Origin of the sequence: Streptomyces sp. NBC_01298, assembly GCF_035978755.1 — a bacterium.
Lineage (GTDB): Bacteria > Actinomycetota > Actinomycetes > Streptomycetales > Streptomycetaceae > Streptomyces.
In genome coordinates, this window is sequence record NZ_CP108414.1 from 2,768,516 (window position 1) to 2,783,235 (window position 14,720).

General features: G+C 71.0%; 13 protein-coding genes and 1 tRNA gene. 7 read left to right on the top strand and 7 right to left on the bottom strand.

The features are described from left to right. Window positions 1-45 precede the first annotated feature (45 nt). The 6 genes from OG730_RS12310 to OG730_RS12335 form a co-directional block, all read right to left on the bottom strand. Window positions 46-1,464 carry an NAD(P)/FAD-dependent oxidoreductase gene (locus OG730_RS12310; protein ID WP_327304288.1) on the bottom strand — a complete coding sequence of 473 codons (1,419 nt, stop codon included), beginning with the start codon at window positions 1,462-1,464 and terminating at the stop codon, window positions 46-48. A gap of 22 nt (window positions 1,465-1,486) precedes the next feature. After that, window positions 1,487-2,293, bottom strand: a complete 807-nt coding sequence (locus OG730_RS12315; protein ID WP_266881382.1) for an ABC transporter permease — start codon at window positions 2,291-2,293, stop codon at window positions 1,487-1,489. Next, window positions 2,293-3,222, bottom strand: coding sequence for an ABC transporter permease (locus OG730_RS12320; protein WP_327304289.1), 930 nt, complete (start codon window positions 3,220-3,222; stop codon window positions 2,293-2,295). The genes OG730_RS12315 and OG730_RS12320 overlap by 1 nt, the downstream gene beginning before the upstream one ends. Then, window positions 3,219-4,370 (bottom strand): ABC transporter ATP-binding protein, encoded by a 1,152-nt coding sequence (locus OG730_RS12325; protein WP_327304290.1) that lies wholly within the window; start codon window positions 4,368-4,370, stop codon window positions 3,219-3,221. Before OG730_RS12325 ends, OG730_RS12320 begins: the two co-directional genes overlap by 4 nt. A gap of 84 nt (window positions 4,371-4,454) precedes the next feature. Then, a complete protein-coding gene (locus tag OG730_RS12330) occupies window positions 4,455-5,705 on the bottom strand; it encodes a polyamine ABC transporter substrate-binding protein (protein WP_327304291.1) in 1,251 nt (416 codons plus the stop codon). 54 nt (window positions 5,706-5,759) lie between these two features. Continuing rightward, the gene (locus OG730_RS12335) at window positions 5,760-7,286 is read right to left on the bottom strand and encodes a gamma-aminobutyraldehyde dehydrogenase (protein ID WP_327309234.1); all 1,527 of its coding nucleotides are present in this window, start codon (window positions 7,284-7,286) and stop codon (window positions 5,760-5,762) included. 194 nt (window positions 7,287-7,480) lie between these two features. Between OG730_RS12335 and OG730_RS12340 the strand changes: the two genes are divergently transcribed. From OG730_RS12340 to OG730_RS12350, 3 genes are all read left to right on the top strand, one after another. Continuing rightward, window positions 7,481-8,056 carry a riboflavin biosynthesis intermediates N-glycosidase gene (locus tag OG730_RS12340; RefSeq protein WP_327304292.1) on the top strand — a complete coding sequence of 192 codons (576 nt, stop codon included), beginning with the start codon at window positions 7,481-7,483 and terminating at the stop codon, window positions 8,054-8,056. A 51-nt stretch (window positions 8,057-8,107) separates the two neighbouring features. Continuing rightward, a tRNA-Ser gene (locus OG730_RS12345) sits at window positions 8,108-8,169 on the top strand. Between the two features lie 343 nt (window positions 8,170-8,512). Continuing rightward, window positions 8,513-10,141 carry a TROVE domain-containing protein gene (locus tag OG730_RS12350; RefSeq protein ID WP_327304293.1) on the top strand — a complete coding sequence of 543 codons (1,629 nt, stop codon included), beginning with the start codon at window positions 8,513-8,515 and terminating at the stop codon, window positions 10,139-10,141. Window positions 10,142-10,214: 73 nt separating this feature from the next. Here OG730_RS12350 and OG730_RS12355 read toward each other — a convergent pair whose 3' ends face one another. Then, window positions 10,215-10,958 carry a DUF4190 domain-containing protein gene (locus OG730_RS12355; RefSeq protein WP_327304294.1) on the bottom strand — a complete coding sequence of 248 codons (744 nt, stop codon included), beginning with the start codon at window positions 10,956-10,958 and terminating at the stop codon, window positions 10,215-10,217. 121 nt (window positions 10,959-11,079) lie between these two features. Here OG730_RS12355 and OG730_RS12360 point away from each other — a divergent pair, with 121 nt between their 5' ends. The 4 genes from OG730_RS12360 to OG730_RS12375 are packed head-to-tail and all read left to right on the top strand — an operon-like array spanning window position 11,080 to window position 14,703. Continuing rightward, complete coding sequence (locus tag OG730_RS12360; protein WP_327304295.1) at window positions 11,080-12,105, top strand: adenosine deaminase; 1,026 nt, start codon at window positions 11,080-11,082, stop codon at window positions 12,103-12,105. A gap of 20 nt (window positions 12,106-12,125) precedes the next feature. Further along, a complete protein-coding gene (locus tag OG730_RS12365) occupies window positions 12,126-12,815 on the top strand; it encodes a glycerophosphodiester phosphodiesterase (RefSeq protein WP_327304296.1) in 690 nt (229 codons plus the stop codon). Next, entirely contained in the window at window positions 12,812-14,017 is a 1,206-nt protein-coding gene (locus OG730_RS12370) for a sensor histidine kinase (RefSeq protein ID WP_442814890.1), read from the top strand. The genes OG730_RS12365 and OG730_RS12370 overlap by 4 nt, the downstream gene beginning before the upstream one ends. Next, window positions 14,014-14,703, top strand: coding sequence for a response regulator transcription factor (locus OG730_RS12375; RefSeq protein ID WP_327304297.1), 690 nt, complete (start codon window positions 14,014-14,016; stop codon window positions 14,701-14,703). The genes OG730_RS12370 and OG730_RS12375 overlap by 4 nt, the downstream gene beginning before the upstream one ends. Window positions 14,704-14,720 lie beyond the last annotated feature (17 nt).

Consider the following 14,720-nt stretch of genomic DNA (forward strand, 5'->3'; position numbering starts at 1 on the left):
GCTTACCCGATCAGCGCACCGGGGCGGCGCCGTCGGGTTCAGGCCTCAGCTGTCGAAGCCGAGACCGAACCGGTCCAGCGTCTTCAGCCACAGGTTGCGGTGTCCGCCCATCCGGTCCGCCCGGGCCAGCGACCACTTCGTCATGGTGATGCCGGTCCAGGCGAAGGGCTCCGGCGGGAAGGGCATCGGCTTGGAGCGGACCATCTCCAGCTCGGTGCGCTCGGTCTTCTCCCCCGCCAGGAGGTCCAGCATCACGTCGGCGCCGAAGCGGGTGGCCCCGACGCCCAGTCCGGTGTAGCCGGCCGCGTAGGCCACCTTGCCCGCGTGCGCGGTGCCGAAGAAGGCGGAGAAGCGCGAGCAGGTGTCGATCGCCCCGCCCCATGCGTGGCTGAATTTCACCCCTCCCAGCTGCGGGAAGCAGGTGAAGAAGTGCTCGGCGAGCTTGAGGTAGGTCTCGGGCCGGTGGTCGTGCTCGGCGTCGAGCTTGCCCCCGTACGGGTAGATCGCGTCGTAGCCGCCCCACAGGATCCGCCGGTCGGGGGTGATCCGGAAGTAGTGGAACTGATTGGCGCTGTCGCCGAGGCCCTGCCGGTTCTTCCAGCCGATCGAGGCGAGCTGCTCCTCGGTCAGCTGCTCCGTCATGAGCGCGTAGTCGTAGACGGGGACGGTCAGCGGGCGCACCCGCTTGACCAGCGACGGGAAGATGTTGGTCCCCAGCGCCACCCGGCGGGCGAAGACCCGGCCGTACGGGGTCCGCACGGCCATCCCCTCGCCCGAGCCGACCAGGTCGAGCCCGCGCGTGTTCTCGTAGATCCGGACGCCCAGCTCCAGGCAGGCCCGCTTCAGGCCCCAGGCGAGCTTCGCCGGGTTGAGCATGGCGACGCCGTCGCGGTCCCAGATCCCGCCGAGGAAGGTCGGGGAGTCGACCTCGGCCCGGATGGCGTCCGCGTCCAGCCACTCGGAGCGGCCGGCGAGGCCGAGCCGCTCGGCCTCGGCGTGGAACTCGCGGAGCTCCGCGACCTGGTGCGGCTCGGTGGCCACGTCGATCTCGCCGCTGCGCTCGAAGTCGCAGTCGATGCCGTAGCGGGCGACCGCTTCCTCGATGGCGTCGAGGTTGCGGGCGCCGAGGTCCTCCAGCGTGGCGAGCTCGTCGGGCCAGCGGGCCATCCCGTTCGCCAGGCCGTGGGTGAGGGAGGCCGCGCAGAAGCCGCCGTTGCGGCCCGAGGCGGCCCAGCCCGCCTCGTGGCCCTCGATGAGCACGACGTCCCGGGCGGGGTCGCGCTCCTTGGCGATCAGCGCGGTCCACAGACCGCTGTACCCGCCGCCGATGACGAGCAGATCGCAGTGCTCGTCCCCGGTGAGGGCGGGCTCCGCGGCGGGCTTGCCGGGGTCGTCCAGCCAGTACGAGACCGGCTTCGCTTCGGAAAGAGATCGTGCAGCGGTGCGCATGGCGTCTGGGGCCATGTCTTCCAACTCCCTACAGGTGTTACTTGGGCTGTGCTTTCTTGCGGCGGTTGGCGACCATCTGGCCGCCCAGCACCACCAGGACCGCGATGACGAACATCGCCGTGCCGATGACGTTGATCTGTACAGGCGTACCGCGCTGGGCCGATCCCCACACGAACATGGGGAAGGTGACGGTGTTGCCCGAGTTGAAGTTGGTGATGATGAAGTCGTCGAAGGAGAGCGCGAAGGAGAGCAGCGCGCCCGCCGCGATGCCGGGGGCCGCGATCGGCAGGGTGACGCGCAGGAAGGTCTGCACGGGTCCGGCGTAGAGATCGCGGGCCGCTTCCTCCAGGCGGGGGTCCATGGAGAGCACCCGGGCCTTGACCGCGGCGACGACGAAGCTGAGGCAGAACATCACGTGGGCGATCAGGATCGTCCAGAAGCCGAGCTGGATGCCCATGTTGAGGAAGAGGGCGAGCAGGGACGCCGCCATCACGATCTCGGGCATGGCCATCGGCAGGAAGATCAGCGAGTTGACCGCGCCGCGCCCCCGGAACCGGTAGCGGACCATCGCGAAGGCGATCGCCGTGCCCAGTACGGTCGCGCCGATGGTGGCCCACAGGGCGATCTGGAGCGAGAGGGACAGGGACCCGCACATGTCGGCGACCCCGCAGGGGTCCTTCCACGCGTCGAGGGAGAACTCCTGCCAGGCGTAGTTGAAGCGCCCGGTGGGGTTGTTGAAGGAGAAGACCGTGACGACGACGTTCGGCAGGATCAGGTACGCGAGCGTGCCGAGCCCCGCGATCACGACGAGATTGCGGCGCAGCCAGGTGGTGGCGCTCTTCATCAGACCAGGTCCTCCGTCCCCGCTCGGCGGATGTAGATGGTGACCATGACCAGGACGATGGCCATGAGGATGAAGGACAGCGCGGCCGCCGTCGGATAGTCGAGGATGCGCAGGTACTGCGACTGGATGACGTTTCCGATCATGCGGGTGTCCGTGGAGCCGAGCAGTTCGGCGTTGACGTAGTCGCCGCTCGCCGGGATGAAGGTCAGCAGGGTCCCGGAGACCACGCCCGGCATGGACAGCGGGAAGGTCACCTTGCGGAAGACCGTGGCGGGACGGGCGTACAGGTCCCCGGCCGCCTCGTGGAGGCGGGTGTCGATGCGCTCCAGCGAGGTGTAGAGCGGAAGGATCATGAAGGGGAGGAAGTTGTACGTCAGACCGCAGACGACCGCGAGCGGCGTGGCGAGGACGCGGTCGCCCTCGGTCATGCCGAGCCAGCTGGTGACGTCGAGGAAGCCGACCGTGTTGAGGACGCCGACCACCGGGCCGCCGTCGGCCAGGATCGTCTTCCAGGCGAGGGTGCGGATCAGGAAGCTGGTGAAGAACGGGGCGATGACCAGCACCAGGAGCAGGTTGCGCCAGCGGCCCGCCTTGAAGGCGATCAGGTAGGCCAGCGGGTAGCCCAGCAGCAGGCACAGCGCGGTCGCGGTGCCGGCGTAGAGCAGGGAGCGCAGGAACTGCGGGTAGTACTCGGTGAAGGCGTCCCAGTAGGTCTGGAAGTGCCAGGTGACCTTGAAGCCCTCTTCGAGGGAGCCGGTCTGCACCGAGGTGGAGGCCTGGTAGACCATCGGCAGCACGAAGAAGACGACCAGCCACAGGATGCCCGGGAGCAGCAGCCAGTACGGGACCAGGCGCTTCTTCAGGGACGGCTTGTGCACCGGGGGCTCGGCGGAGACGGCGACCTCGGGCAGGGTCGCGGGGGCGGTCACGCGCTCTCCTCGACCGTCTCGATGCCGGCGTCGATGTCCTGGGCCGCGTCCAGGCCGAAGGTGTGCTCCGGGTTCCAGTGCAGTATCACGTCGGCGCCGGGGACGAGGCGGGCGTCGCGCTCGATGTTCTGCACGTACACCTCCAGCTCCGGGCAGACCGGGCTGTCGATGACGAACTGGGTGGAGACCCCGATGAAGGAGGAGGCCGCGATCTTGCCGGCGACCTTGTTGCGGCCGGCCTCGATGGTGTTCTCCGCGTCCGCGTGGACCAGGGAGATCTTCTCCGGGCGCACCCCGACCAGCAGCTTGCCGCCGGCGCGGGGTGTGGTCGAACATCGCGCCGCCGGGACGCGCAGCTTCGTACCGGCCGAGGAGACGACGACGTCGGACGCGCCGGCCTCCAGGACCTCGGCCTCGATGAGGTTGGAGGTGCCGAGGAAGTTCGCCACGAAGGTCGTCTTCGGGTTCTCGTAGAGCTCGGCGGGGGCGCCGAGCTGCTCGACGCGGCCGCCGTTCATCACGGCGACCGTGTCGGCCATGGTCATGGCCTCCTCCTGGTCGTGCGTGACGTGCACGAAGGTGATGCCGACCTCGGTCTGGATGCGCTTGAGCTCCAGCTGCATCTGGCGGCGCAGCTTGAGGTCGAGGGCGCCGAGCGGCTCGTCGAGGAGCAGCACCTGCGGGTGGTTGATGAGCGCGCGGGCCACGGCGACGCGCTGCTGCTGGCCACCGGAGAGCTGGTGCGGCTTGCGCTGGGCGAACTGGCCGAGCTGGACCAGCTCCAGCATGTCGTCGACCTGCTTCTTGACCGACTTGATGCCGCGGCGGCGCAGCCCGAAGGCGATGTTCTCCGAGACGTCGAGGTGCGGGAAGAGGGCGTAGCTCTGGAAGACGGTGTTGACCGGGCGCTTGTACGGCGGCAGGTGCGTGACCTCGCGCTCGCCGAGGCTGACGGTGCCGGTGGAGGGCTCCTCCAGGCCGGCGATCATGCGCAGGGTGGTGGTCTTCCCGCAGCCCGAGGCGCCGAGCAGGGCGAAGAAGGAGCCCTGGGGAATGGTGAGGTCCAGCGGGTGCACGGCGGTGAAGGATCCGTAGTGCTTGCTGATCCCGGCGAGGCGGACGTCGCCGCCTTCGGTCTTGTCAGTCATGGGCCTGGGCCTTCGGTGGTGTGTCGTGGAAGGGGCAGGTGCCGGTTCGGGTGTCTTCGCCGGTGGGGGACGCGGCGGGACCCGTCAGGCTCCGATGAGCTTGGCGAACTTCTCCTCGTACGCCGTCTCTTCCTCGCTGGTGAGGGAGCGGAAGGCGTGCGACTTGGCGGCCATCGCCTTGTCCGGGACGATCAGGACGTTGTCCGCGAGCTCCGGATCGATCTTGGCCAGCTCGTCCTTGACGCCCTCGACGGGGCAGACGTAGCTGATGTAGGCGGCCAGCTGGGCGGCCACCGCGGGCTCGTAGTAGTAGTCGATGAGCCGCTCCGCGTTGGCCTTGTGCCGGGCCTTCACGGGGACCAGCAGGTTGTCGCTGGAGGTGATGTAGCCGGGCGCCGGGATCGCGTACTGGATGTCCGGGTTGCCGGCCTGCAGCTGGATGACGTCGCCGGCCCAGGCCAGGCAGGCTGCGAGGTCGCCCTTGTCGAGGTCCGCCGTGTAGTCGTTCCCGGTGAAGCGGCGGATCTGCTTCTTGTCCACGCCCTTCTGGAGCCGGCCGATCGCCGCGTCGTAGTCGGCGTCGGTGAAGTTCGCCGGGTCCTTGCCCTGGTCGAGCAGGGTCATGCCGACGCTGTCGCGCATCTCGGTGAGGAAGCCGACGCGGCCCTTGAGGGAGGGGTCGTCGAGCATCTGCGTGACGGAGTCGACCTTCTTCCCGCCGGTCGCCTTGGTGTTGTAGGCGATCACCGTGTTGATGCCGGTCCAGGGGTAGCTGTACGCGCGGCCCGGGTCCCAGTCGGGGCTGCGGAACTGCGGGATCAGGTTGGCGTACGCGTGCGGGAGGTGCGAGGGGTCCAGCTTCTGGGCCCAGCCGAGGCGGATGATGCGCGAGGCCAGCCAGTCGGTGACGACGATCAGGTCGCGGCCGGTGTCCTGGCCGGCCGCGAGCTGGGGCTTGATCTTGCCGAAGAACTCGACGTTGTCGTTGATGTCCTCGGTGTACTTGACCTTGATCCCGGTCCGCTTGGTGAACTCCTCCAGCGTGGGACGGGACTTCTCGTCCTCACTGGTGTCCATGTACTCGGTCCAGTTGGAGAAGCTGATCTCCTTCTCCTGCGCCGAGTGGTCGTCGGAGGCCGCGGCGTTGCCCTCCGCGCGCTTGGCCGGCGGGATGCCGCAGCCGGCCAGCGCGGACAGGCCGCCGAGGGTGAGCGCTCCGACTCCGGAGGCGCGCAGCACGGAGCGGCGGGTGAGGGCGCCGCGCCCGGTGGTGAGGCTGCGCCGCATGGCGGCGAATTGCGCCGCCGAGAGGCGGTCGGGCTCGAACTGCTCCATGGGAGGTGCCCTTTCGGGATGGGTGCGAACCGCTGGTCGGGCGGCTCTACGTGGTTATCTGTCCCCGAAGATCGTGCGGTGCCAGTCCTTCGCGGCAACCGCGGTGTTGTCGTACATCACGTGCTTGACCTGCGTGTACTCCTCGAAGGAGTAGCTGCTCATGTCCTTTCCGAACCCGCTGGCCTTGTAGCCGCCGTGGGGCATCTCGCTGATGATCGGGATGTGGTCGTTGACCCAGACGCAGCCCGCCTGGATCTCCCGGGTGGCACGGTTCGCCCGGTACACGTCACGGCTCCAGGCCGAGGCCGCGAGACCGTACGGGGTGTCGTTGGCCAGCGCGATGCCCTCGTCGTCGGTGTCGAAGGGCAGGACCACGAGGACCGGGCCGAAGATCTCGGACTGGACCACCTCGCTGTCCTGGGCCGCGCCGGAGATCAGCGTGGGCCGGTAGTACGCGCCGTCCGCCAGCTCTCCGCCGGGGATCTCACCGCCGGTGACGACCGTGGCGTACGCGCGGGCGCGCTCGACGAAACCGGCGACCCGGTCGCGGTGCACGTGCGAGACCAGCGGGCCGAGGTCGGTCGACGGGTCGAAGGGGTCTCCGACGCGGACGGTCTCCATCAGCTCGGCGACCCGGGCGACGAAGGCGTCGTGGAGGGGGCGCTGGACGTAGGCACGGGTGGCGGCCGTGCAGTCCTGGCCGGTGTTGATCAGGGAGGCGGCGACGGCGCCGTTGGCGGCGGCCTCCAGGTCGGCGTCGTCGAAGACGAGGAACGGAGCCTTGCCGCCGAGCTCGAGGTGGAGCCGCTTGACGGTGGCGGTGGCGATCTCGGCGACCCGCTTGCCGATGGCCGTGGACCCCGTGAAGGAGGTCATGACCACGTCCGGGTGGCCGACCAGGTGCTCGCCCGCGTCCCGGCCGGCGCCGGTGACGATGTTGACCACGCCGTCGGGCAGGCCCGCCTCCTTGGCCGCCTGGGCGAACATCAGGGAGGTCAGCGGGGTGAGCTCGGCGGGCTTGAGGACGATGGTGTTGCCCGCGGCGATCGCCGGGAGGATCTTCCAGGCGGCCATCTGCAGCGGATAGTTCCACGGCGCGATGGAGCCCACGACCCCGATCGCCTCGCGGCGCACGTACGAGGTGTGGTCCCCGGAGTACTCGCCCGCGGCCTGCCCCTGGAGGTGGCGCGCGGCGCCCGCGAAGAAGGCGGTGTTGTCGATGGTCCCCGGGACGTCGAACTCCGTCGACAGCTTGACCGGCTTGCCGCACTGCAGGGACTCCGCGTGCGCGAACTCCTCCGCCCGCTCGGCCAGCACCGCGGCCAGCCGGTGCAGCGCTTCGGAGCGCTCTCCGGGGGTGGCTCCCGACCAGCCGGGGAAGGCCCGCTTGGCGGCGGCGACGGCGGCGTCCACGTCGGCGGTGGAGGCCAGCTCGTAGGTGAGCACCTCCTCGCCGGTGGCGGGGTCGACCACGGTGTGTGACCGGCCCGAGGTGCCGGGCCGCAGCTGCCCGTCGATGTACTGCGCGCCTGCGGCGAATCGGTCCTTGACCTGGACCTTGACCTGGAAGCGGTTGCCCATCACGCTCTCACGCTCTCCGTAGCTACAGTTCGAGCTACAGCTCGAATTGAGTGCCGATCCTGGCAGAGGTATACCCCTCGGCCAAGTGATTCCGTTGTTGCCTTTTGATTACGCGACGGAATCGGTCGACCATGTGTCGAGGCGCGCCCGAAATCCCGTACGAAGTGTCCGGTGCTCCTGCGAGACTCGCATGCATGGAGAAGATCGAGGAACTGATCGGGCAGGTCAGCCGGGGTGAGCGGGTGAAGTTCCTGCCGTTCTGGGGACACCGTCCGCGGCCGGACGGAACGCTCGGACCGAGCTGCCTCAGTCAGTGGTGGCCGTCCGAGTTCACCGTGGGTGACGTCCGGTACGCCACCGCCGAGCACTGGATGATGGCCGGAAAGGCGCGCCTGTTCGAGGATGCCGAGGCGGAGCGCGCGGCTCTGGAGGCGAGGACTCCGGCCGAGGCGAAGAAGGCCGGGCGGCTGGTGCGCGGCTTCGACGACGTGGTCTGGGAGCGGGAGCGGTTCGCGCTGGTGGTGGAGGGCAGCGTGCACAAGTTCGGCTCCGATCCCGCGCTGACCTCGTACCTGCTCTCGACCGGGAACCGCGTCCTGGTGGAGGCCAGCCCGATGGACCGGGTCTGGGGCGTGGGCCTGGCCCCCGACGACGAGCGCGCGCTGGACCCGGCGCGGTGGCGCGGCCTGAACCTGCTCGGCTTCGCGCTCATGGAGGCGCGGGAGCGGCTGGGGGCGGGGCTGCGGGAGGGGGCGCGGGAGGGGCTTTAATCGCTCGCGGCCGGTACGGGTGTGCGTCTAGCGTGATCCTTGTCCAGGTGCGCAGGTGAGACTTACTTCCACTCTTAATGGGGCAGCCGCGGGTTCGAGTCCCGTCATCGGCTTCGGGTCGGTGTAGCTCAGTTGGTAGAGCACCACGTGGTTTCGCCGACCTCGATCTCTGGACACCTCTTCACGCACCTCCCGGTGCGCGGGCAGCGGCTCCTTCTTTTGCAAAGAAACCCAGGCCGCAGCCACTTTGATCTCGGGAGGCACACGTACGGGAAGCCCGGTGCGCAGGCAACGGTTACTTCTCCGGATCAGCAGGTCGCGGGTTCGAGTCCCGCCCGGCTCCGGCCGGTAGCTCAGATGGTTAGAGCGGCTGACACAAGTCCGTCGTCGACTCCGATCTCGGGCCTCCCGTACGTCCCGCCTCCCCCGGTTTCCACTGAATTCGGGGGGATTCACATGGCTCGTTTCAACCTGCTCCGCTCCAAGGCGGCGCCCACCGCGCCCGCTCCGTCCACCACGCCCACCTCACCGGTCCGCTCCACCGGCCGCCGCGCAGCCAACGCGCACGGCAGCCCCGGCTTCGTGCGCGATCCGCGCTCCGAGCTGTTCCTGCTCGCCGTCGCCAACTTCGTGACGCAGCGGACCGCCTACGAGTCCGGCGAGGCCCGCGACGACCGCTACGCCGCGCTCGTGCGCACCCTCGCCGTGGAGGATCCCGCGTGGACCGCGGGCCTGCTCGCTTGGCTGCGGCAGGGCGGCAACATGCGGACGGCCTCGCTCGTCGGAGCCGCCGAGTACGTCAAGGCGCGGCTCGACGCCGGAGCGACCGACGGGCCGTCGAACCGGCAGGTGGTGGACTCCGTACTGCTGCGCGCAGACGAGCCCGGCGAACTGCTCGCCTACTGGACGGCCGTGTACGGGCGCAGCGTGCCCAAGCCCGTCAAGCGCGGGATCGCCGACGCGGTGCGCCGCCTCTACTCCGGCAACTCCCTGCTGAAGTACGACACCGCCTCCCGGGGATACCGCTTCGGCGACGTCCTCAACCTGGTGCACGCCTCCCCCGACCCGGACAAGCCCTGGCAGGGCGAGCTGTTCCGGTACGCCCTCGACCGCCGGCACAGCCCGGAGACCGCCGAGGCGCCGCCGGGCAACCGCACCCTGCGCGCGCACCGGGCCCTGATGGAGCTGCCCGTGGCGGAGCGCCGGGCCGTGGTCACCTCGGCGGACGGCGCCGAGCGGCTCGCCGCGGCGGGCATGACCTGGGAGGCACTGGCCGGCTGGCTGCAGGGGCCGATGGACGCGGCCGCCTGGGAGGCGGTCATCCCGTCCATGGGCGTGATGGCGCTGCTGCGCAACCTGCGCAACTTCGACGAGGCCGGGGTCTCGGACGCGGTGGCCGAGCGGGTCGCGGCGAAGATCTCCGACCCGGAGACCGTCGCCCGGGCCCGGCAGTTCCCCTTCCGCTACCTGGCGGCCCACCGGCACGCGCCCTCGCTGCGCTGGGCGTACCCGCTGGAGCGGGCGCTGGGCCACTCCCTGGCCCTCGTACCGGCCCTGCCCGGGCGGACGCTGGTCCTGGTGGACCGGTCCGGGTCGATGTGGTCGCCGCTGTCGGACCGCTCGCAGCTCAACCGGGCCGACGCCGCGGCCGTCTTCGGGGCGGCGCTGGCGCTGCGCGCCGAGGACGCGGACCTGGTGCAGTTCGGCTCCACCAGCAAGGCGGTCGGCTTCCGGCGGGGCGAGTCGGTGCTGAAGGTGCTGGAGCGGTTCGAGGACCTCGGCGGCACCTACACGGCGGAGGCGGTGCGCGCGCACTACGCGGGGCACGACCGGGTCCTGATCGTCACCGACGAGCAGGCCACCTTCGCCTACGGCGGCGATCCGGCGGCCCTGGTGCCGGACACGGTGCCGGTCTACACGTGGAACCTCGCCGGCCACCGGGTGGGCCACGCGCCCTCCGGGTCCGCGCACCGGCACACCTTCGGCGGGCTCACCGACGCGGCCTTCCGCATGGTGTCCCTGATCGAGGACGGCCGGGACGCCAGGTGGCCCTGGGAGACCGGGCCGGAGGACGCGGACGCCTGAGGGCGGGGTCGAGGGCCGGGCAGGGACGATCACCGTCCCCGCCCGGCCCTCCGTCGTGCCCGCCGGTCGCGGTTCAACCCCGGTGGAGGACCTGCGTGTTCTCGTACGGGGACGAGAACTCCGAGTCGTAGTCGGAGTCGCCGCCCTCGGACGTGGTGGCGATGAAGATGAAGAACACGATCCACACGAGGCTGAGCACGATGCCGACCGCGCCGGTGATGATGCCGGCCAGCGCCATGCCCCCGTTGTCGGCCTCGCCGCGCTTGGCCTTTCCTCGGCCCAGCACTCCGAAGATGACGGCCGGAACGCCGAACAAAAGGCCGAAGTAGCACGAGCACACGGCGAGGATCCCGAGCACGAGCGCGGTGACGCCGAAGCCGTTGCTCTTGGGCGCGTACCCCGGATACCCGGGGTAGCCCGGATACCCGGGGTAGCCGGGCTGGCCGGGGTAGCCGGGGTACCCCGGCTGGCCGCCGTACGGCGGCTGCGGGGCGCCTTGGTGGGTGGGGTAGCCGCCGTACGGGGCCTGCGGCGCGCCCGGCTGGGCCGGGTAGCCGTACCCGGCGGCGGGATCCTGCTGCGCCGGGTAGCCGAAGGCGGGCGTCGTACCGGGCGCCTGCCCGGGCTGGGGTGCGGTCCCGGGCGCGGGCGCGGGCTGCGGTATGCCTCCGCCGCCGGGCATCCCCGCGACGGTCTGCTGGTCGTGCACCCCCGGCGCACCCTGCGACCCCTGCCCGCCCTGCTGTTTGCCCAGATCGACCGCGGGCTGCTCCGGCGGCGCCCAGGGGTCTCGCGACTCGGGGCTCTGATCGGTCATACGGCGCCCCCCTCTCGTACGGCCATGCTAAGCGCTCCCTCCGACAGGCCCCTTCGCCAGTGCGGATCCTGCCTACGATGAACCCCGTTCCATCCGCACCGCGTCCTTCGGAGGCACCCTCATGCCCGACCTGCACCCCTTCATCGCGGGGCTGCCCAAGGCCGAACTCCACGTCCACCACGTCGGCTCGGCCTCCCCCCGCATCGTGGCCGAACTCGCCTCCCGGCACCCCGACTCCAAGGTCCCCACGGACCCCGAGGCCATCGCCGACTACTTCACCTTCACCGACTTCGCGCACTTCATCGAGGTCTACCTCTCCGTCGTCGACCTGGTCCGCACCCCCGACGACGTGCGCACCCTCACCTTCGAGATCGCCCGCGACATGGCCCGGCAGAACATCCGGTACGCCGAGCTCACCATCACCCCGTACTCCTCGACCCGCCGCGGGATCGACGAGAAGGCCTTCATGGAGGCCATCGAGGACGCCCGCAAGGCGGCCGAGACCGAGCTCGGCGTGATCCTGCGCTGGTGCTTCGACATCCCCGGCGAGGCCGGCGAGGAAGCCGCCGCCGAGACCCTGCGCCTCGCCGTCGACCTGCGCCCCGAGGGCCTGGTCTCCTTCGGCCTCGGCGGCCCCGAGATCGGCGTCCCGCGCCCGCAGTTCAAGCCGTACTTCGACGCGGCGCGCGCCGCCGGGCTGCACAGCGTGCCGCACTCCGGCGAGACCACCGGCCCGCAGAGCATCTGGGACGCCATCCGCGACCTGGGCGCCGAGCGCATCGGACACGGCACCAGCGCCACCCAGGACCCGGAGCTCCTGGCCTACCTGGCCGAGCACCGCATCGCGCTGGAGGTCTGCCCCACCTCCAACATCGCCACCCGCGCCGTCGCCACGCTGGACGAGCACCCCGTCAAGGAGATGGTGGCGGCCGGCGTGCTCGTCACCATCAACAGCGACGACCCGCCGATGTTCGGCTCCGACCTCAACAACGAGTACGCGGTGACCGCCCGCCTGCTGGACCTGGACGAGCGCGGCCTGGCCCAGCTCGCGAAGAACGCCGTCGAGGCCTCCTTCCTCGACCCGGCCGGCAAGGCGAAGCTCACCGCCGAGATCGACACGTACACCTCCGCCTGGCTGGCTTCCTGACGGCCCAGCAGAATGGGCGCATGCGCACCCTGACTGCCGTAGGACACCGCGGGGATCCCTACCGCGTCCGCGAGAACACCCTGCCCTCCATCCGGTCCGCCTTCGACCGGGGGGCGGACGCGGTGGAGATCGACGTACGGACGACGCGCGACGGGGTCCCCGTACTGCTCCACGACGAGGACCTCCGGCGGCTGTGGGGCCACGACGTACGGCTCGAGGACGTCACGGCCCCGCAGCTGAAGGAGCTGACCGGCGGCGGGATCCCGACCCTGCGCGAGGCCCTGATGGCCGCCGGCGCGGGCCGGGTCATGATCGACCTGCCGGGTGCGACGGCCCGGGCCGTGCGGACCGTCGTCGGTCAGGTCCGCGAATGCGGGGCCCGCGACCGTGCGTACTACTGCGCGGGTCCGGCCACCATGCTGGCGGTGCGCGCCGCCGATCCGCGCGCCGAGATCGCGCTGACCTGGACTACCCTGGCTCCCCCGCGCCGGGTGCTGATCGACGCGGTGGCCCCGAGCTGGCTCAACTACCGCTTCGGGCTGGTCGGCCCGGAGCTGGTGGACGCCCTGCACCGGGACGGTCTGCTGGTATCGGCCTGGACCCCGGACACCAAGCGCGCGATGCGCGCGCTGATCAGGGCCGGAGTCGACTCGATCACGACGAACCGGGTGGACGCGCTGAGAGCCGTACGGGCCGGGCTCGGCCGGTGATACGGGCCTGGGGGGAGATCGCGGGGCGGATCCGGAGCGCCGGTCCGCACCGGCAGGACCTCGGGCTGACGCTGCTGGTGCAACTGGCCGTCACGATGCCCTTCGTGGTGCCGCGGCCGGCCGGGGCGCCGCCCGCGGACTGGATCTCGTACGCGATGACCACGCTCGGCGTGCTGCCGCTGATCTGGCGCCGGCGGGCTCCGGTGACGGTGCTGGTCGCGATCCTGGCGGCCGGCGGCGTGTACAACCTGGGGGGAGACGGCCCGGGGCAGCCGCTTCCGTACGCCGGGTTGATCGCCTTCTACACGGTCGCCCTGCGGTGCACGGCCCGGGTGCGGCTGACGGTGGGCGGGCTCACGGTCCTCACGGTCGCCGTGTCGGTGTACTGGAACACCGGGACCGCGCGCGAGCTGCTCTTCACTCTCTTCGTCTCCGGGGCCGCGTACGCGCTGGGGCGGCTGCAGCACACCCGGCAGGCGTACACCGCGGCCCTCCTGGACCGGGCGGCCGAGCTGGAGCGGGCCAACCGGATCGAGGCGGAGCAGGCGGCCGCCCGCGAACGGGCCCGGATCGCGCGGGAGATGCACGACATCCTCTCGCACGCGGTCAGCATCATGATCGTGCAGGCCGAGGCCGGTCCGGTGGCCGTGCGCAGGGCCCCCGAGCGCGCCGAGGCCGCGTTCGAGGCCATCGCGGAGACGGGCCGGGACGCCATGGCCCAGCTGCGCACGATGCTGGGGGTGCTGCGCACGGACGAGGCGGCTCCGCGCTCCCCGCAGCCCGGTGTCGGGGAGCTGGAGGGGCTGCTGGAGCGGGTCCGGGGCAGCGGGCCCGAGGTACGCCTGGAGCGCACGGGTGCGGTACGCGCCCTGCCAGCGGCGCTGGAGGCGACGGTGTACCGGGTGGTGCAGGAGGCCCTGACCAATGTGGTCAAGCACGCCGGGGCTTCGGCGGTGGCCGTGGTCCTGGCCTATGGGGAGCGGGAGCTCACGGTGACGGTGACGGACGACGGGCGGGGCCCGGTGGCCGGGGCCGGTGCGGGTTCCGTGCCGCGGGCGCGACCCGGCGGGCACGGCCTGATCGGGATCCGCGAGCGGGCGGCCGCCCACGGGGGTACGGCCCGGACGGGCCCGGGCCCGGACGGCACCGGCTTCGAGCTGCGCGTCGTGCTTGTAACGTCGGGCGCGGAGGTGGGGAAGTGACGATCCGTGTGGTGGTGGCCGACGACCAGGAACTGGTGCGCAGCGGCTTCGCGATGATCCTGGACGCCCAGGAGGACATCGAGGTGGTGGCGGAGGTCGGCGACGGGGCGGCGGCGGTCGCGGCGGTACGCTCCCTCGCGCCCGACGTGGCGCTGCTGGACGTCCGGATGCCGGTGCTGGACGGGATCGAGGCGTGCCGGGAGATCTCGGGGACCGGTTCCTGCCGGACGGTGATGCTGACGACCTTCGACTCGGACGAGTACGTGTACGAGGCGCTGCACGCGGGGGCCAGCGGGTTCCTGCTGAAGGACGTGCGGCGGGACGATCTGGTGCACGCCGTACGGGTGGTGGCGGCGGGCGATTCCCTGCTGGCTCCTTCGGTGGCCCGGCGGCTGATCGCGGAGTACACGGCGGCGACGGCCCGGCCGGGCGCCGGGGAGACGCTGTCCGCGGAGCGACTGGAAGTGCTGACGGCCCGTGAGCGGGAGACGCTGCTGCACCTGGGGCGGGGGCTGTCGAACGCGGAGCTCGCGGCGGAGCTGATGGTGAGCGAGCACACGGTCAAGTCGCACGTGGGCAACGTGCTGTCGAAGCTGGGGCTGCGGGACCGGATCCAGGCGGTGATCTGCGCGTACGAGACGGGTCTGATCGCGGCTGGCTCTCCGGTATCTCCCTCTGGGGAGTGAGACGGGTCGTATCTCCT

Coding starts and splice junctions, on each gene's coding strand:
- OG730_RS12335 (WP_327309234.1), bottom strand. CDS start 7,286: ATGGGCAACCGCTTCCAGGTCAAGGTCCAGGTCAAGGACCGATTCGCC.
- OG730_RS12315 (WP_266881382.1), bottom strand. CDS start 2,293: ATGAAGAGCGCCACCACCTGGCTGCGCCGCAATCTCGTCGTGATCGCG.
- OG730_RS12330 (WP_327304291.1), bottom strand. CDS start 5,705: ATGGAGCAGTTCGAGCCCGACCGCCTCTCGGCGGCGCAATTCGCCGCC.
- OG730_RS12340 (WP_327304292.1), top strand. CDS start 7,481: ATGGAGAAGATCGAGGAACTGATCGGGCAGGTCAGCCGGGGTGAGCGG.
- OG730_RS12350 (WP_327304293.1), top strand. CDS start 8,513: ATGGCTCGTTTCAACCTGCTCCGCTCCAAGGCGGCGCCCACCGCGCCC.
- OG730_RS12360 (WP_327304295.1), top strand. CDS start 11,080: ATGCCCGACCTGCACCCCTTCATCGCGGGGCTGCCCAAGGCCGAACTC.
- OG730_RS12355 (WP_327304294.1), bottom strand. CDS start 10,958: ATGACCGATCAGAGCCCCGAGTCGCGAGACCCCTGGGCGCCGCCGGAG.
- OG730_RS12310 (WP_327304288.1), bottom strand. CDS start 1,464: ATGGCCCCAGACGCCATGCGCACCGCTGCACGATCTCTTTCCGAAGCG.
- OG730_RS12325 (WP_327304290.1), bottom strand. CDS start 4,370: ATGACTGACAAGACCGAAGGCGGCGACGTCCGCCTCGCCGGGATCAGC.
- OG730_RS12365 (WP_327304296.1), top strand. CDS start 12,126: ATGCGCACCCTGACTGCCGTAGGACACCGCGGGGATCCCTACCGCGTC.